A 15,370-nucleotide genomic window follows, 5' to 3' on the forward strand; every position below is an offset into this window, starting at 1 on the left:
ACACCCATGACCGACGACCGCGAACTGCGCGAACCGGACCTTCCCCGAACCCTGCTTGAACCGGACCTTCCCCGAACGATGAAGGTGCGGCAAAAGGCGCTGCGCACGGGCTGGACGACCGGATCCTGCGCGACGGCCGCCGCCAAGGCCGCGACGCTGCTGCTGCGCGGCGAGGAGCTGCCGGGGTACGTGGAGATCGCCCTGCCGTCCGGGAACCGCGTCACCTTCAAGATCGAGGAGACCGCGACGGACGGCGAACGCGGGCGCGCGCGGGCGGTCGTTGTCAAGGACGCGGGCGACGACCCCGACGTCACGCACGGCGCGCACATCACCGCGGATGTGTCCTGGCGGGACGAGCCGGGCCTCGACCTGGACGGCGGCGAGGGCGTCGGCGTCGTCACCAAGCCCGGCCTCGGCCTGGACCTCGGCGGCCCGGCGATCAACCCCGTCCCGCGCGCGATGATCACTCGGGCCGTCGCCGAGGCCCTGCACGACGCGGTGTTCGACGAGGCCCCGGGCCCAGAGGAGTGCTCCGACCCGGCGACCGGGCGCGGCGTCCGCGTGGTCATCTCCGTCCCCGACGGCGAGCGGATGGCGCGCAAGACGACCAACAAGCGGCTCGGCATCCTCGGCGGCATCTCGATCCTCGGGACGACCGGCATCGTCCGCCCCTTCTCCACGGCGTCGTGGCGCGCGAGCGTCGAGCAGGCCGTGTCGGTCATGTCCGCGCAGGGTGAGTCGACGCTCGTCCTGTGCACGGGCGGACGCACCGAGAAGGGCGCGATGAGGATGCTGCCCAAGCTTCCCGAGGTGTGCTTCGTGGAGGTCGGCGACTTCACCGGCGCGGCGATCCGGCGCGCCGTCGAGCACGGCGTCACGCAGCTGGTGTTCGTCGGGATGGCGGGCAAGCTGACCAAGCTCGCCGCTGGGATCCTGATGACCCACTACACCCGCTCGAAGGTCGACACCGCGCTGCTCGGCGACCTCACCCGCGACATGACCGGGAACGAGGAACTGGCCGCCCAGGTCGCCGTCGCCAACACCGGACGGCACGCCTACGAGCTCTGGGAGGCCGCCGGGGTCCTCGGGCCGTGCGGCCGTGAACTGTGCAGGCGCGTCGCGGACGTCCTGGAACGTTTCGCCGCCGAACAGGCGGGGACGGAGCGGAGCCCGATCGCGGCGCAGGTCGTCCTGGTCGACTTCACCGGAGAGAAGATGGTCGGAATGTTCGGCCGGATGGCGAGATCGCGATGATCACCGTCGTCGGCCTGGACGGCGGCCCGCCCCCGCCCTCCCTCCCCGGACTGCTGGCGGCCGCGTCGCTGATCGTCGGCGGCGCGCGGCACCTGGCCGCCGTGCCCGTGCCCCCGGGCGCGCGGACGGTCGTCATGGGCAACGTCCCCGCCGCCCTGGACGCCGTCGCCGACGCGTCCGGCGACGTCGTCGTGCTGGCCAGCGGCGATCCGGGCTTCTTCGGCATCGTCCGCGCCCTACGCGCGCGCGGGCACGAGCCACGCGTCCTGCCCGCCGTGTCGTCGGTGGCCCAGGCGTTCGCGCGCGCAGGCCTCCCCTGGGACGACGCCCTCATCGTCTCCGCCCACGGATCCCCCACGCAGGGAGCCCCCGCTTATGGAGCGTCCGAGCAGGGGCGCGAGTTGCGGCGCGTCGTGAACGCGTGTCGTGCGCACCCCAAGGTCGCCGTCCTGACCGCGCCGGGTTCGGGGCCCGCCGAGCTGGCGCGCGAGCTGTTCCCGCAGACCCCGCGCACGTTCGTCGTCTGCGAGAACCTCGGCGAACCGGACGAGCGGGTCGTGCACGTCCGTCCGGCCGAGGCGTCGACCCGTCCGTGGCGCGACCCGAACGTCGTGCTCGTCCTGGACCCACGCCATGCGGTCGGTGCCAAAGGCTGGCTCGCGGGCGGACGCCCCGGGCCGTCCGTCTGGGCCCTCCCCGAAGACGCCTTCGCCCACCGCGACTCCCTCGTCACCAAGGCCGAAGTCCGCGCGTTCGCCCTGGCCAAGCTGGGCCCGCGCATCGGGGACATGGTCTGGGACGTGGGCGCGGGCAGCGGTTCGGTGGCGATCGAGTGCGCCCGCTTCGGCGCGGCCGTCATCGCCATCGAGAAGGACGAGGCGTCCTGCGAACGCATCCGTGCCAACGTGCGCGCGCACGAGGTGAAGGTCGCGGTCTCGCGCGGCACGGCCCCCGACGTCCTCCGGCACCTGCCCGACCCGGACGCCGTGTTCGTGGGCGGCGGCGGACCCGACGTCGTGCGCGCGTGCGCGGAGCGGGCACTGCGTACCGTCGTCGTCACGCTCGCCGCGCTCGAACGCGTCCGTCCGTCCATGGACGCGTTGCGCGCGGAGGGGTTCACGGTCGAGGCCGTCCAGCTCCAGGCGAACCGCCTGTCGCCGCTGCCCGGCGACGTGCACAGGCTCGCCGCCACCAATCCCGTCCATGTCGTCTGGGGCGAACGGAACCCGACGACCGTCCGCCCGCCCGAGCCGCCGCACCGGCGGCCCATCACCGACCTGCCTGGAGGCGCCTTGTGATCGGGGTCATCGCGGCCACCGCGAGCGGCCGCACCGCCGCCGCCACCCTCGCCGCCGCCTGGCCCGGCGAGGTCCGGGTGCTGCCCGACCAGCACGCCGAAGGCCGCAAGCCCGCCGACGCGCTGCGCGAGGCGTGGCGGACCTGCGACGCCGTCGTGTCGTTCCTCGCCGTCGGCGCTACCGTCCGCGTCCTCGCGCCGCTGCTCGGCCACAAGACCGAGGACCCGGCCGTCGTCTGCGTGGACGAGTCGATGCGCTTCGCCGTCGCCGTCCTCGGCGGCCACCACGGCGCGAACCTGCTGGCCAGGAGGCTGACCGGCGTCCTCGGCACGCAGCCGGTGATCACGACGGCCAGCGACGGCGCGGGCGTCTCCGCGCTCGACTCCTTCGGCCGCGACCTCGGCTTCACGGTCCACAACCCGGAGCTGCTCGCGCACGTCGGCGCGGCCGTCCTGTCCGGTGAGCCGGTGCTGATCGAGGGCGCGGACCCCTGGCCGCTCCCCGCCCTCCCGCCCAACGTCTCCAAGGACGCCGCGGACGCCGCGACCGGCATCCTGGTCAGCGACGAGGCCGAGCCGACCTGCATGTGCCACGAGGGCTGGTTCGGCAGCCGCCTGGTGTACCGGCCGCCGTCCCTGGTCGTCGGGATCGGCTCGGCCCGCGGCGTCACGTCCGCCGAGGTCGGCGAGCTGGTCGACCGGACCCTCGCCGAGGCCGGGCTGGCCCCCGAGTCCGTCCGCTGCGTCGCCACGATCGACCTCAAGGCGGACGAGCAGGGCATCCTCGACGCCGCCCGCGAGCGCGGCTGGGACGTCGTCACCTACCCGGCCGAGGCCCTCGCCGCCGTCGACGTGCCGAACCCGTCCGAGGTCGTCCAGGCCGAGGTCGGGACGCCGTCGGTCGCCGAGGCTTCCGCGCTGCACGCCGCCCGCGTCCTCGGGCGCGCGGGCGAGCTGGTCGCGGCCAAGAGCAAGACCGCCAACGCGACCTGCGCCGTCGCCCGCCTCACCCCGCGCGGACGGCTCAGCATCGTCGGCCTCGGCCCCGGCGCCCGCGACCTGCTCACCCCGCGCGCCGAGGACGCTCTGCGCCGCGCCGCCGTGATCGTCGGCCTCGACCAGTACGTCGACCAGATCCGCGACCTGGTCCGTCCGGGCACCCGCGTCGTGGAGACCGGCCTCGGCCAGGAGGAGGAGCGCGCCCGCGCCGCCGTCGAGGAGGCCGCGCGCGGCAACGCCGTGGCCCTGATCGGCTCGGGCGACGCGGGCGTCTACGCCATGGCGAGCCCCGCCCTGGAGTTCGCCGACGCCCGCGTCGACGTGGACGGCGTCCCCGGCGTCACCGCCGCGCTCGCCGCGTCCAACCTGCTCGGCGCGCCCCTCGGCCACGACCACGCCTACATCTCGCTCTCCGACCTGCACACGCCGTGGGAGGTCATCGAGCGCCGCGTCCGGGCCGCCGCCGAGGGCGACTTCACGGTCTGCTTCTACAACCCACGCTCACGCGCGCGCGATTGGCAGCTGGCCGCCGTCCTGAAGATCCTGGCCGAGCACCGTCCGCCGGAGACGCCGGTCGGGTTCGTCCGCAACGCCACCCGCCGCGACCAGACCGCGACGCTCACCACGCTCGCCGACCTCGACCCCGCCGACGTGGACATGTTCACGGTCGTCCTGGTCGGGTCGAGCCGGTCGCGGGACGTCGCCGGACGGTTCGTCACCCCTCGGGGCTACCGATGGGCGTGACCGTCCCGGGCCGTGTCACCCTGGTCGCCGTCACCGACCGGTGCCAGGGCTGCGGCGCGTGCCTGCTGACCTGCCCCGAGCACGCGATCAGGCCGCACGGAGACCCCCTGCTCGTGCTGCCCGACCTGTGCACCGGCTGCGGCGAGTGCGTCGAAGTCTGTCCGGTGGACGCCATCGAGGAGGTGGCGTGACCGTAAGAGGAGCCCACACGATGACCGACCAAGCGACCATGGACCCCGCCGCGAACGGCGGCGTGGGCGGAGCCGAGCGGGCCGCGAACCCGAGGGTCCGCAAGCCGCACCCGATCGAGATCGAGTCGTTCGAGATCCTGCGGTCCCGCGTGGACCTGTCGCCCATGCCGCCGCTCTGGCGCGCGGTCACCGAGCGCGTCATCCACTCCAGCGCCGACCTGGAGTACGCGGTCGACGTCCTCACCACCGAGGAGCACCTGGCCGCCGGGCTGGCGGCGCTGCGCGCGGGCGCGCCGATCGTCACCGACGTCGAGATGGTCGCCGCCGGGATCACCGCCCGCGACACCGTCTGCCAGGTCGCCGACCCCGCGACCGGACGGATGGCCCGCGCCGCCGGGATCACCCGCTCGGCCGCCGCCGTCCGGCTCGCCTACGCCGAGGTCGGCCCCGGCGCGGTCTGGGTCGTCGGCTGCGCCCCGACCGCGCTGGCCGAGATCATCGAGCGCGGCGTCCGGCCCGCCCTGGTCATCGGCATGCCGGTCGGCTTCGTCGGCGCGACCGAGTCCAAGCAGGCCCTGCGCGACAGCGGCCTGCCGCAGGTCAGCAACGTCTCCGAGAAGGGCGGGTCCGCCGTCGCGGCGGCCGCCTGCAACGCACTGCTCTACTACGAGGGGGACCCCCAGTGAACGCGCCGCTGCTGCTCGTCGGCCACGGGACGCGGTCGGCGGACGGCGTCGCCGACTTCGGACGGTTCGTCCGGCGGCTCGCCCTCCGGATGGCCGGGACGCCGGTGGCCGGAGGGTTCATCGAGCTGTCCCGCCCGCCGCTGACCGAGGCCGTCGCGGGCCTGTACGCGGACGGCCACCGGCGGCTCGCGGCCGTCCCGCTGGTCCTGGTCGGCGCCGGACACGGCAAGGGCGACATCCCGGGCGCGATGGCACGCGAGACCGTCCGCCATCCAGGACTGTCCTACGCGTACGGACGTCCACTGGGCCCGCATCCGACGCTCCTGACCCTCCTGGAGGAGCGCCTGGAAGCCGTCTCGCCCGAGCCCGGCCCCGAGCCCGGCCCCGGCACGGCCGTCCTGCTGGTCGGACGAGGCTCCACCGACCCGGACGCCAACGCCGAGGTCCACAAGGTCGCCCGCCTGTTCTGGGAAGGACGCGGCGCGGGCGGCCCCGGCGAGGGCCACGGCCTCTCGGCCGTCGAGCCCGCGTTCATCTCGCTGGCCCGCCCGAGCGTCCCTGAGGGCCTGGAACGCCTGCGCCGCCTGGGCGCGGAGCGGATCGTCGTGCTTCCCTACTTCCTGTTCTCCGGCGTCCTGCCCGACCGGGTCGTCGCCGAGTCGCGGGAGTGGGCCTCGTCACACCCCGGCGTGGACGTACGCTGCGCCGAGGTCATCGGCGACTGCGACGGCCTGGCCGACCTGGTCGTCGAGCGGTACCGCGAGGCCCTGCGCGGCGACATCCGCATGAACTGCGACACCTGCGTCTACCGCATCGCCATGCCCGGCTTCGAGGACAAGGTCGGAGCCCCGCAGACCCCCCACCACCATCCGGACGATCCCTCCGGCCACGGTCACGGCCACGCCCATGACCACGGCCTCGATCACGGCCACGGGCACGTTCACGCCCGCTGAGACGTTGGGGTACCAAGTGAACCTTGAGGCACTGACCGGCGACGATGTCGATCTCTCCCACCACGGCGACGCCGAGGTGGGCGACGGACTGCGCGACTTCGCGGTGAACGTGAGGACCGCCACCCCGCCCGCGTGGCTGGCCGAGCGCATCCGCGCCTCGGTCGCCGACCTGGCGGCCTATCCCGATCCCGAGCCCGCCCGCCGGGCCGTCGCCCGGCGGCACGGCCGCTCGCCCGACGAGGTCCTGCTCACCGCCGGGGCCGCCGAGGCGTTCGTGCTGCTCGCGCGCGTCCTGCGGCCGCGCCGGGCCGTGGTCGTCCACCCGCAGTTCACCGAGCCCGAGGCCGCCCTGCGCGCCGCCGGGCACGAGGTCGAGCGGGTCCTGCTCGCCAAGGACTTCACCTTCGACCCCGCCGACATCCCGGCCGACGCCGACCTGGTGGTGATCGGCAACCCGACCAACCCGACGTCGGTGCTGCACCCGGCGGGCGCGATCGCCTCGCTCGTCCGGCCCGGCCGGACGGTCATCGTCGACGAGGCGTTCATGGACTGCGTTCCCGGCGAGCCCGAGAGCCTCGCCGGGCGGCTGCCGTCCGGGTTCGTCGTCGTCCGCAGCCTCACCAAGACCTGGGGCCTGGCCGGGCTGCGCGCGGGCTACCTGCTCGCCGCGCCCGACCTGGTGTCCCGGCTGGGCGCGGCGCAGCCGCTCTGGGCCGTCTCGACGCCCGCGCTCGTCGCCGTCGAGGCGTGCAGCGCCCCCGAGGCGGTCGCCGAGGCGGACGCGTGGGCCGCCGAGATGGGCGCCGAACGCGACCGCCTCGCCGCCGAGCTGACCTCGCGCGGCCTGTACGTCGTGCCGTCCCCGCGGGCGTCCTTCCTGTGCCTGCGCGTCCCGGACGCCCTCGGCATCCGCGTCCTGCTGCGGCAGCGCGGCTTCGCCGTCCGGCGCGGCGACACCTTCCCCGGCCTCGGCCCGGACTGGCTCCGCATCGCCGTCCGCGACCGCGCGGCCGACGACGAACTCCTCGAGGCCCTCCGTGACCTCGGCACCTGACAGCAACGAAGACGGGCGGCGCGCGCTGCCGGAAGAGGACACCGAGGACATCGTGGACACCGTGGATCTGATCGCCGACACCGTCGCCGCCATCCGGCCGCTCGACGCCTCCGCCATGCAGGACGCCCGCGACCTGCAAGGACGCCTCACCAAGCCGCCGGGCTCCCTCGGCGTCCTGGAGGACGTCTCGGTCCGCCTCTCGGGCCTCGCCGGGACGTGCCCGCCGCCGCTGCCCGAACCGGCCGCCGTCGCCGTCTTCGCCGCCGACCACGGCGTCCACGCCCAGGGCGTCACGCCGTGGCCGCAGGAGGTGACCGCGCAGATGGTCGCCAACTTCCTCGCGGGCGGCGCGGTCGTCAACGCCTTCGCGGGCCAGGTCGGCGCGGGGGTCACGATCGTCGACATCGGCGTCGCCACGCCCCTGGCCGTCGCCCCCGGCCTGCTCCCGCGCAAGGTCGCTCCCGGCACCGCCGACATGACCCAGGGGCCCGCGATGACCGCGGACCAGGCCCGGCGGGCGGTCGAGACGGGCATCGAGGTCGCCCGCGAGCTGGTCGCGTCCGGCGCGCGCTGCCTGATCACCGGCGACATGGGCATCGCCAACACCACCGCGTCCGCCGCCCTGATCTCCGCCTTCACCGGCCTCCCGCCCGAGGACGTCACGGGCCGCGGCACCGGCATCGACGACGCCACCCACGCCCACAAGGTCGAGGTCGTCCGCGCCTCTCTCCGCCGCCACGACCTGGTCCACCCGATGCCGGGACGCGATCCGCTGGACGTCCTGGCGGCCGTCGGCGGTCTGGAGCACGCCGGTATCGCCGGGTTCGTCCTCGGCGCGGCGGCCCTGCGCGTCCCGGTCGTCCTGGACGGGGTGATCGCCGGGGCCGCCGCCCTCGTCGCCGCCGCGCTCTGCCCGGACGCGCTCGGCGCCTGCGTCGCCGGGCACCGGTCCGCCGAGCCCGGCCACACCGCCGCCGTCGGCCACCTCGGCCTGCGGCCCCTGGTCGACCTGGAGCTCCGGCTCGGCGAGGGCACCGGCGCGCTGCTGGCGCTGCCGCTGGTCCAGAGCGCCGTCCGCGTGCTCCACGAGGTCGCCACGTTCGATTCGGCGGGCGTCAGCGAGAAGCCGGCGGGCGCCGGGGAGGAACCGGCGGGCGTGAACGAGGCGGGCGTGAACGAGAAGGACGCGGGCGCGTAACACGATGATCACGCTTTGAGTCACGCTCGGGTGTCGAGTGCCGGGGACAACTCGGCACGGGCCCCCGGGGCCGAGTACCTTTGGTCCACAAACAGCCATGTCCGTCACCTGGTCCACCGAACGAGAGATTTCCGTGCCTCCGTACCTGCTCGGCCTGCGCCTCGGCGGGCGACGCGTCCTCGTCGTCGGCGGCGGACGGGTCGCCCAGCGCCGGGTGCCCGCCCTGCTGGCCGCCGGCGCCGACATCACGCTGATCGCGCCCGAGGTCACCCCCGCCCTGGACGACCTGGTCGCCGACGGCCGGATCACCTGGCACGCCCGCCCGTTCGAGACCGGTGACTGCGACGGCGTCTGGCTCGTCCAGGCGGTGACCGACGACGCCAAGGTCAACGAGGCCGTCGCCGCCGAGGCCGAGGCCCGCCGCGTCTGGTGCGTCCGCGCCGACGACGCCGAGGCGTCCGCGGCCTGGACCCCCGCGTCCGGCCAGGTCGGGGAGACCACGGTCGGCGTGCTCGCCGGGGGAGACCCCCGCCGCGCCGCCGGCATCCGCGACGCCGTCGTGGACGGCCTGCGCGACGCGACCCTCGAGGCCCGGCACTCCCGCACCAAGCCGACCGGCGTCGCCCTGGTCGGCGGCGGTCCCGGCGACCCCGGCCTGATCACCGTGCGCGGACGCCAGCTCCTCGCCCAGGCGGACGTGGTGATCACCGACCGCCTCGCCCCCCGCGAGCTGCTGGACGAGCTGCCCGCCGACGTCGAGATCATCGACGCCGCCAAGATCCCCTACGGACGCACCGTCACCCAGGACCGGATCAACGAGCACATCGTCGAGCAGGTCGCGCTCGGCAAGTTCGTCGTCCGGCTCAAGGGCGGCGACCCGTTCGTGTTCGGCCGCGGCGGCGAAGAGGTGATCCACTGCGCGAAGCACGGCATCCCCGTGCTGGTCGTCCCGGGCATCACCAGCGCCGTCGCCGTCCCGTCCGCGGCGGGCATCCCGGTGACCCACCGCGGCGTCGCGCAGGAGTTCCACGTCGTCTCCGCGCACGTCGCCCCCGGCGACCCCGCGTCCACCGTCGACTGGGAGGCCCTCGGCCGCTCGCACGGCACCCTGGTGCTGCTGATGGCGGTGGAGCGGATGGATCGCATCGCCGCGAGCCTCATGCGCTATGGTCGTTCGTCCGACACGCCGGTCGCCGTGATCCAGGACGGCACGCTCCCCGGTCAGCGCGCGCTCACCGCCACGCTGGGCACGGTGACCGAGGAGATGGCGGCCTCCGGCGTCCGGCCTCCGGCGATCGTGGTCGTGGGCGACGTCGTCACCGTGGCACAGCAGGTCGACATCATCCGAGCGGACATGGGGCGGGATCCGTGAGACCCCCGGCAGAGCAGAGCGCGGCCCCCGGCGGGGACGCCCCCCGAGCGGGCGACCGGCCCGCCGGCCCGGACGCCCGGCAGGGCGCTCCGTCCCCCCGCCATGCCCGCCCGACCTCCGTCGAGCCCACACCCCCCACCGACCCCGACCGCCCCACCGACTCCGCGCCGCCCGCCGAGTCCACGCCGTCCGGCGAGTCCGCGCCGTCCGCGGATCGCGTCGGCCCAGGCGGCCTCGCGCCGTCCCCCGGATCCGCCGCGCCCGCCGACTCTGCCGCGCCCTCCGACTCCGCACCGCCCGCCGATCCCACCGCGTCCGCCGAACCTCCAGCGTCCGCCGAACCTCCAGCGTCCGCCGAACCTCCAGCGTCCGCCGAACCCACGACGTCCGCCGACCTCTCAGCGTCCGCCGAACCCTCAGCGTCCGCCGCTCCGGCAACCCCCGCCGCAAACCCTCCGTCGCCCGAGGACCACACGTCCAACATGAGCGTCCATCCTGACTCCGCGCCGGTCTCCGCACCCGCTCCCGCCGGCGACACCGGCACCGCCACCGGCACCGGCACCGCCACCGAACCGTCCACCGGCACCGGCGCCACGACGGCGCCCGAAGCGAACGTCCTGTTCAGCACGGCGAAACCGAGACCGAAGCCCACCCCCGGGGACGGCCCGTCCACGGCCGACACCGCCAAGAGGACCCCCGACGACGTCGACCTCGCGGGCATCGGGGGCTGGACGACCGGCGAGAAGCTGGTCGCCGCGGCGAAGGCCGCCGAGGCCGGGACGCTGCCCGGCGTCGGGACGCGCCAGGGCGAGCTGACCCGGGCGCTGTCCGGGCTGCGCGACCAGCTCGGCGCGTTCGAGCTGGTCCTGCCCGTCCCCGGTGTCGAGGAGGCCCGCGAGCAGCGGCTCGACCTGCGCAACCAGCTCGTCGACTACGCGCTGCCGCGCATCGAGGGCGCGAGCGCCCCGATGCTGGTCGTGCTCGGCGGATCCACCGGCGCGGGCAAGTCCACACTGGTCAACACGCTGGTCGGCAGCCGGGTCAGCGCGACCGGGGTGCTGCGTCCGACGACGTCCAGCCCGATCCTGGTCTGCCACCCCGAGCACGCCGAGTGGTTCCTCGAGGGCCCGCTGCTGCCCGGCATGGGCCGCGTCAAGGGCCCCGCGCCGGACGCGATCGCTGGCGACCAGCTCGTCGTGATCACCAGCGAGGAGATCCCGCCGGGCCTGGCCCTGCTGGACAGCCCCGACTTCGACTCGGTCTTCGAGGACCACTACGAGTTCGCGACCAAGCTCATGGCCGCCGCCGACGTCTGGCTGTGCGTGGTCACCGCGTCCCGGTACGCCGACGCGATGGTCTGGCAGATGCTCGAACGCGCCCGCGAGAACGGCGCGACCATCGGCGTCGTGCTGTCCCGCGTCCAGGACGGCGCGGGCGGCGAGATCGTCGAGCACTTCGGCGAGATGCTCGTCGAGCACGGCGTCGGCGACGCGCGCCGGTTCACCGTCCCCGAGACCCGGGTCGAGGAGAGCCGCCTGCCCGAGGAGGCCGTCGAGGAGATCCGCGCCTGGATGACCGGCATCGCCGAGGACCCCGACCACCGCCGCGTGGTGATCGGCGACACCCTCGGCGGCGTCCTGGACAGTCTCCGCACCCGCGTCCCCGAGCTGGCCGAGCACGTCAAGGCGCAGGTCGAGGTGCGCGCCGAGCTGGCCGGGCTGGTCGAGTCCGCCTACGGCGGCAACCTCGCCGAGCTGGACGAGGCGACCCGCAACGGCTCCCTCCTGCGCGGCGAGGTCCTCGCCCGCTGGCAGGACTTCGCGGGCACCGGCGACCTCCTGCGCGCGCTCCGCACCCGCCGCAACAAGCTCGGCTTCGGACGGCGCTCCGCGCGGCGGCACCGCAGCCCGGCTCGTGTGCGCGCGCTGAAGGGCGCCCTGCGCAGCGGCCTGGAGTCGCTGATCATCGCGTCCGCCGAACACGCCGCCGAGCAGGCCGTCACCGCCTGGCGCGACCATCCGGCCGGAGCGCAGGTGCTCGCCGGATCGTCGGTCTCCGGCCTCGGCGAGATCTCGCCCGAGCTGTCCCGCCGCGTCTCGCGCGCGGTCAGCTCCTGGCAGGACCACGTGCAGGAACTCGTCCGCACCGAGGGCGTCACCAAGCGTTCGGTCGCCAAGGTCGTGTCGTTCGACACCGAGGCGCTCGCGCTGGTCCTGATGATCGGGCTGCTCGGCTACGGCACGTCCGAGGTGAACGTCGAGGGCGGCAACAGCGCCGTCCCGCAGCGGCTGCTCAAGGCCCTGTTCGGCGCCGAGTCGCTGCGCGGCATGGGCGCCAAGGCGCGCGCCGACCTGCGCAGCCGGATCGCGATGCTGTTCGACGAGGAGGGCCTGCGGTTCGGGCAGGCGCTCGATTCCGCGGGCATCCCCGACGAGACCGTCCCCGTCCGGCTCTACCAGGCCGTCTACAACCTCGAGGTCGCCCGATGACCACCTCGGCCCCGCCCGCCGTCGCCGACCTGCCACGGGATCCGGCCGCCGCCCCGGGCCTGACCGCGAGGCTGGACGCGCTCGACCGGATCACCACCGCGGGTGCCGGACGCCTCGACCCGGCCCTGCTGGACGACGCCGCCGTCCTCCTCGACCGCGCGGGCCAGCGGCTCCGCCTGTCCGGCGAGCACACCGTGGTGACCCTCGCGGGCGGCACGGGCAGCGGCAAGTCCTCGCTGTTCAACGCCGTCTGCGGTCTGGAACTGTCCCCGACGGGCATGCGCCGCCCGATGACCTCCCGCGCGCACGCGTGCGTTTGGGGCCTGGACGGCGCGGGCCCGCTCCTCGACTGGCTCGACGTCGACAAGCGGCACCGCTACGCGCGCGCGTCCGCCCTCGACCTCCAGCGCGCGGACGACTCGCTCCAGGGCCTGGTCCTCATCGACCTGCCCGACCACGACTCCATCCAGGCCATGCACCGCGCCGAGGTCGACCGCTTCGTCTCGGTCGCCGACCTGCTGATCTGGGTCGTCGACCCGCAGAAATACGCCGACGCCGCGCTGCACCGCAACTACATCGTCCCGTTCGCCAGGCACGCGGGCGTGACGCTGATCGTCCTGAACCAGGTCGACCGGCTCGCCGCGGACGAGGTCGACGAGTGCGTCGCCGACCTGCGCCGCCTCCTGGAGGCCGAGGGCCTGGCCAAGCCCCGCATCGTCACCACGTCCGCCGTGACGGACGAGGGCGTGCGCGGCCTGCGCGAGGTGCTCGTCGACACCGTCGCCGCCCGCCAGGTGCGCGGCGACCGCCTCGCCGTGGACGTCAACGACATCGGCGAACGCTTCGCGCCCTACAAGGGCGAGGCCGAGCCGCCCACCGCCGTCGACGTTCCCCACGGCGACGCCCTCAAGCGCGCCCTCACGGACGCCGCGGGCGCTCCCGCCGTGGCCGAGGCCATGGAGAGCGCCTACGAGCTGCGCGCCGCCGACTTCATCAACTGGCCCATCCTGTCCATGGCGGCCCGCCTCCGCAGCGACCCCCTGCGCCGCATGCGCCTGGGACGGCTCCGCGAGGAGCTGCGCGGCGCCTTCACCGGCCCGACCGGCGCGCAGCAGGGCGAGGTCGACACCGCCCTGCTGGACGTCACGGACGAGGTCGTCGCGGACCTCCCCGCGGCCTGGGCCCGCTCCGTCCGCGCCGCCGCGCGCCGGAACGCCGCCGACCTGCCCGAAGAGCTCGGCGAGGCCATGCGGGACGCGCTTCCAGGCTTCAACCAGGTGCCACGCTGGTGGTGGCTGGTGAAGACCTGGCAGTACTTCCTCGTCCTGGTCTCCGTCCTCGGCCTGGCCTGGATCGGCCTGCTCGTCGCCTACGGCGTGGCCCACGTGGCCAAGGCCCCGAGCGGCTGGGTCGGCGAGGCCGGGCTCATTCCGTACGTGGCCGTCCTTGTGGTCTGCACGCTAGGTATGGGCTGGCTGACCACCGCGACCTCCCGGAACCTGGTGGCCCTCTCGTCCACCAAGCACGGCGAACGCATGGAACGCCACATGCGCGACCGCATCGCGACGGTGACCGAGCAGAAGGTGCTCGAGCCCATCAGCGAGGAACTGGCCCTCTACGCCGCCTTCCGAGACGACGTGGACCTGGTCAGAGGCGCCTGACCGGCACCTGCCGCTAGCCTCCGCCTAAGCAACCGCACCGGTTGTCCACACCTGCGCCGCCGACTTTCCAAGGACCCTCACCCTCCGCGATCGTGGAGTGCGGAAGCGTCACGAGAACGCTTCCGCACACCACGAGACAAACCGGAGGAACCATGAACGAGGCCCAGATCACCGTCATCGGCTGGGTGGCCGACACCCCGCAGTTCCTGATCACCGCGAACGGCACCCCGTACCTGTCGATGCGCCTGGCCTGCACCCCGCGCCGCTTCGACCGCACGACCGGTCAGTGGGCGGACGTCGAGACCATGTTCCTGACCGTCAACTGCTGGCGCGGCCTGGCCGAGAACATCAACTCCTCGGAGTTCGCCCGGGGTCATCCCGTGATCGTCACCGGCCGCCTCCGCATCCGCCAGTACGAGCGCGACGGCCAGTGGCGCTACTGCGCCGAGATCGAGGCGACGACCCTCGGCCACGACCTGACCCGGGGCACCGCCGACTTCCGCACCGCGTCCCGGTCGTCTTCCCTCACCGAGTCCGACCGCCGCGAGGCCCAGGAGCTCTCCGACCTCTTCGCCCTCACCGGCGACCAGCCCACCGAAGAGCCCACCGAACCCGCCAAGGCCGCCTAACCCAACCCACCCGACACCCCTTGCAAGGCCGGGCCGCCCCAAGCGGCCCGGCTCCCACCCCCACGCCCCCTGGCGCCCCCGGCGTGACCAGCCTCGGCGCGTCATCCGCGCGAGCCAACATCACCCCGCGCGCCCTCCGCGCGCGGGCCACCACCCCATGCACCCCGTCCGCACGGCCTGTGACCAGTCCGCGTCCCCTCTCCATGAGGACCGCCATCTCATGCGCACCCATCCACATGGCCCGCCACCACCCCGCGCTCCGCCTCTGCACTGACCGCTGGCATCCCGCGTCCCCTCTGCGCGGCCACAACCCCATCCACCTTGCCCGCGCGGTCCGCCACCAGCGACCCGCGCACCTGATCAGCGGAGGCCAACATCACCTCGTGCGTCCTCTCCGCGAACCGCCACCACATGGGAGATCCGTACACACGGGCCGCCACCAGCCCGAGCTCTTACGTGTGGGCCGCCACACACGCGCACTCTCTCCCTGTGTGTGGGTGGCCAGCCCACACGCGTCGTGCTCGTGCGGGCTGCCAGCGCCTAACGCGGGCGCTGTCCGTTGGGCTCAACACCACGAGGCGACCCCGCACAAGCGATCACTCCGAGGCAGACCAGGTCCCACCGGAGGAGGAGTGGGGAAGGCGCGGAGGAGGCGCGGAGGAGGCGCGGAGGAGGCGCGGGGGAGGCGCGGAGGAGGCGCGGAGGAGGCGCGGGGGAGGCGCGGGGGAGGCGCGGGGGAGGCGCGGGGGAGGCGCAGGCCCCTGGGCCGGTGAACAAGTCGAAGCCTCGCCCCGTCTGAAGGTAGAGGAGCAAATGCGGCGGGGCCTGACAGTCCACCCTGGC

General features: G+C 74.5%; 12 protein-coding genes. All 12 read left to right on the forward strand.

Annotated elements, in window-relative coordinates:
* Positions 1 to 6 precede the first annotated feature (6 nt).
* Complete coding sequence (locus tag P696_RS0136175) at positions 7 to 1,254, forward strand: cobalt-precorrin-5B (C(1))-methyltransferase (RefSeq protein WP_026416144.1); 1,248 nt, start codon at positions 7 to 9, stop codon at positions 1,252 to 1,254.
* On the forward strand, positions 1,251 to 2,552 hold the full coding sequence (locus tag P696_RS0136180; RefSeq protein WP_026416145.1) for a bifunctional cobalt-precorrin-7 (C(5))-methyltransferase/cobalt-precorrin-6B (C(15))-methyltransferase: 1,302 nt from the start codon (positions 1,251 to 1,253) through the stop codon (positions 2,550 to 2,552). Before P696_RS0136175 ends, P696_RS0136180 begins: the two co-directional genes overlap by 4 nt.
* Positions 2,549 to 4,294 (forward strand): precorrin-3B C(17)-methyltransferase, encoded by a 1,746-nt coding sequence (gene cobJ, locus P696_RS50420; protein WP_034488419.1) that lies wholly within the window; start codon positions 2,549 to 2,551, stop codon positions 4,292 to 4,294. The genes P696_RS0136180 and cobJ overlap by 4 nt, the downstream gene beginning before the upstream one ends.
* Positions 4,285 to 4,485 carry a DUF362 domain-containing protein gene (locus tag P696_RS0136190; protein ID WP_034488422.1) on the forward strand — a complete coding sequence of 67 codons (201 nt, stop codon included), beginning with the start codon at positions 4,285 to 4,287 and terminating at the stop codon, positions 4,483 to 4,485. Before cobJ ends, P696_RS0136190 begins: the two co-directional genes overlap by 10 nt.
* Before the next feature lie 20 nt (positions 4,486 to 4,505).
* Positions 4,506 to 5,171: a precorrin-8X methylmutase gene (locus P696_RS0136195; RefSeq protein WP_245627941.1), complete on the forward strand. Its 666-nt coding sequence runs from the start codon at positions 4,506 to 4,508 to the stop codon at positions 5,169 to 5,171.
* Positions 5,168 to 6,124 carry a sirohydrochlorin chelatase gene (locus tag P696_RS0136200; protein ID WP_026416148.1) on the forward strand — a complete coding sequence of 319 codons (957 nt, stop codon included), beginning with the start codon at positions 5,168 to 5,170 and terminating at the stop codon, positions 6,122 to 6,124. Before P696_RS0136195 ends, P696_RS0136200 begins: the two co-directional genes overlap by 4 nt.
* A gap of 16 nt (positions 6,125 to 6,140) precedes the next feature.
* A complete protein-coding gene (gene cobC, locus P696_RS0136205; RefSeq protein WP_026416149.1) occupies positions 6,141 to 7,178 on the forward strand; it encodes an Rv2231c family histidinol phosphate aminotransferase CobC in 1,038 nt (345 codons plus the stop codon).
* On the forward strand, positions 7,162 to 8,376 hold the full coding sequence (cobT, locus tag P696_RS50425) for a nicotinate-nucleotide--dimethylbenzimidazole phosphoribosyltransferase (RefSeq protein ID WP_245627942.1): 1,215 nt from the start codon (positions 7,162 to 7,164) through the stop codon (positions 8,374 to 8,376). Before cobC ends, cobT begins: the two co-directional genes overlap by 17 nt.
* Positions 8,377 to 8,509: 133 nt before the next feature.
* Entirely contained in the window at positions 8,510 to 9,748 is a 1,239-nt protein-coding gene (gene cobA / locus P696_RS0136215) for a uroporphyrinogen-III C-methyltransferase (protein WP_026416150.1), read from the forward strand.
* A gap of 482 nt (positions 9,749 to 10,230) precedes the next feature.
* On the forward strand, positions 10,231 to 12,237 hold the full coding sequence (locus tag P696_RS0136220; protein WP_245627943.1) for a GTPase family protein: 2,007 nt from the start codon (positions 10,231 to 10,233) through the stop codon (positions 12,235 to 12,237).
* Positions 12,234 to 13,898, forward strand: a complete 1,665-nt coding sequence (locus P696_RS0136225; protein WP_026416152.1) for a GTP-binding protein — start codon at positions 12,234 to 12,236, stop codon at positions 13,896 to 13,898. The genes P696_RS0136220 and P696_RS0136225 overlap by 4 nt, the downstream gene beginning before the upstream one ends.
* 152 nt (positions 13,899 to 14,050) lie before the next feature.
* Positions 14,051 to 14,527, forward strand: a complete 477-nt coding sequence (locus P696_RS50430) for a single-stranded DNA-binding protein (RefSeq protein ID WP_051468566.1) — start codon at positions 14,051 to 14,053, stop codon at positions 14,525 to 14,527.
* The last annotated feature ends 843 nt before the right edge of the window (positions 14,528 to 15,370 follow it).

Origin of the sequence: Actinomadura oligospora ATCC 43269, from assembly GCF_000518265.1 — a bacterium.
GTDB classification, from domain to species: domain Bacteria; phylum Actinomycetota; class Actinomycetes; order Streptosporangiales; family Streptosporangiaceae; genus Spirillospora; species Spirillospora oligospora.

Bases quoted from the DNA above. Each gene is read 5' to 3' on its own strand.
- P696_RS0136175 (WP_026416144.1), top strand. From the start codon at position 7: ATGACCGACGACCGCGAACTGCGCGAACCGGACCTTCCCCGAACCCTG.
- P696_RS0136180 (WP_026416145.1), top strand. From the start codon at position 1,251: ATGATCACCGTCGTCGGCCTGGACGGCGGCCCGCCCCCGCCCTCCCTC.
- P696_RS0136195 (WP_245627941.1), top strand. From the start codon at position 4,506: ATGACCGACCAAGCGACCATGGACCCCGCCGCGAACGGCGGCGTGGGC.
- P696_RS50430 (WP_051468566.1), top strand. From the start codon at position 14,051: ATGAACGAGGCCCAGATCACCGTCATCGGCTGGGTGGCCGACACCCCG.
- P696_RS0136220 (WP_245627943.1), top strand. From the start codon at position 10,231: ATGAGCGTCCATCCTGACTCCGCGCCGGTCTCCGCACCCGCTCCCGCC.
- P696_RS0136225 (WP_026416152.1), top strand. From the start codon at position 12,234: ATGACCACCTCGGCCCCGCCCGCCGTCGCCGACCTGCCACGGGATCCG.
- P696_RS0136190 (WP_034488422.1), top strand. From the start codon at position 4,285: ATGGGCGTGACCGTCCCGGGCCGTGTCACCCTGGTCGCCGTCACCGAC.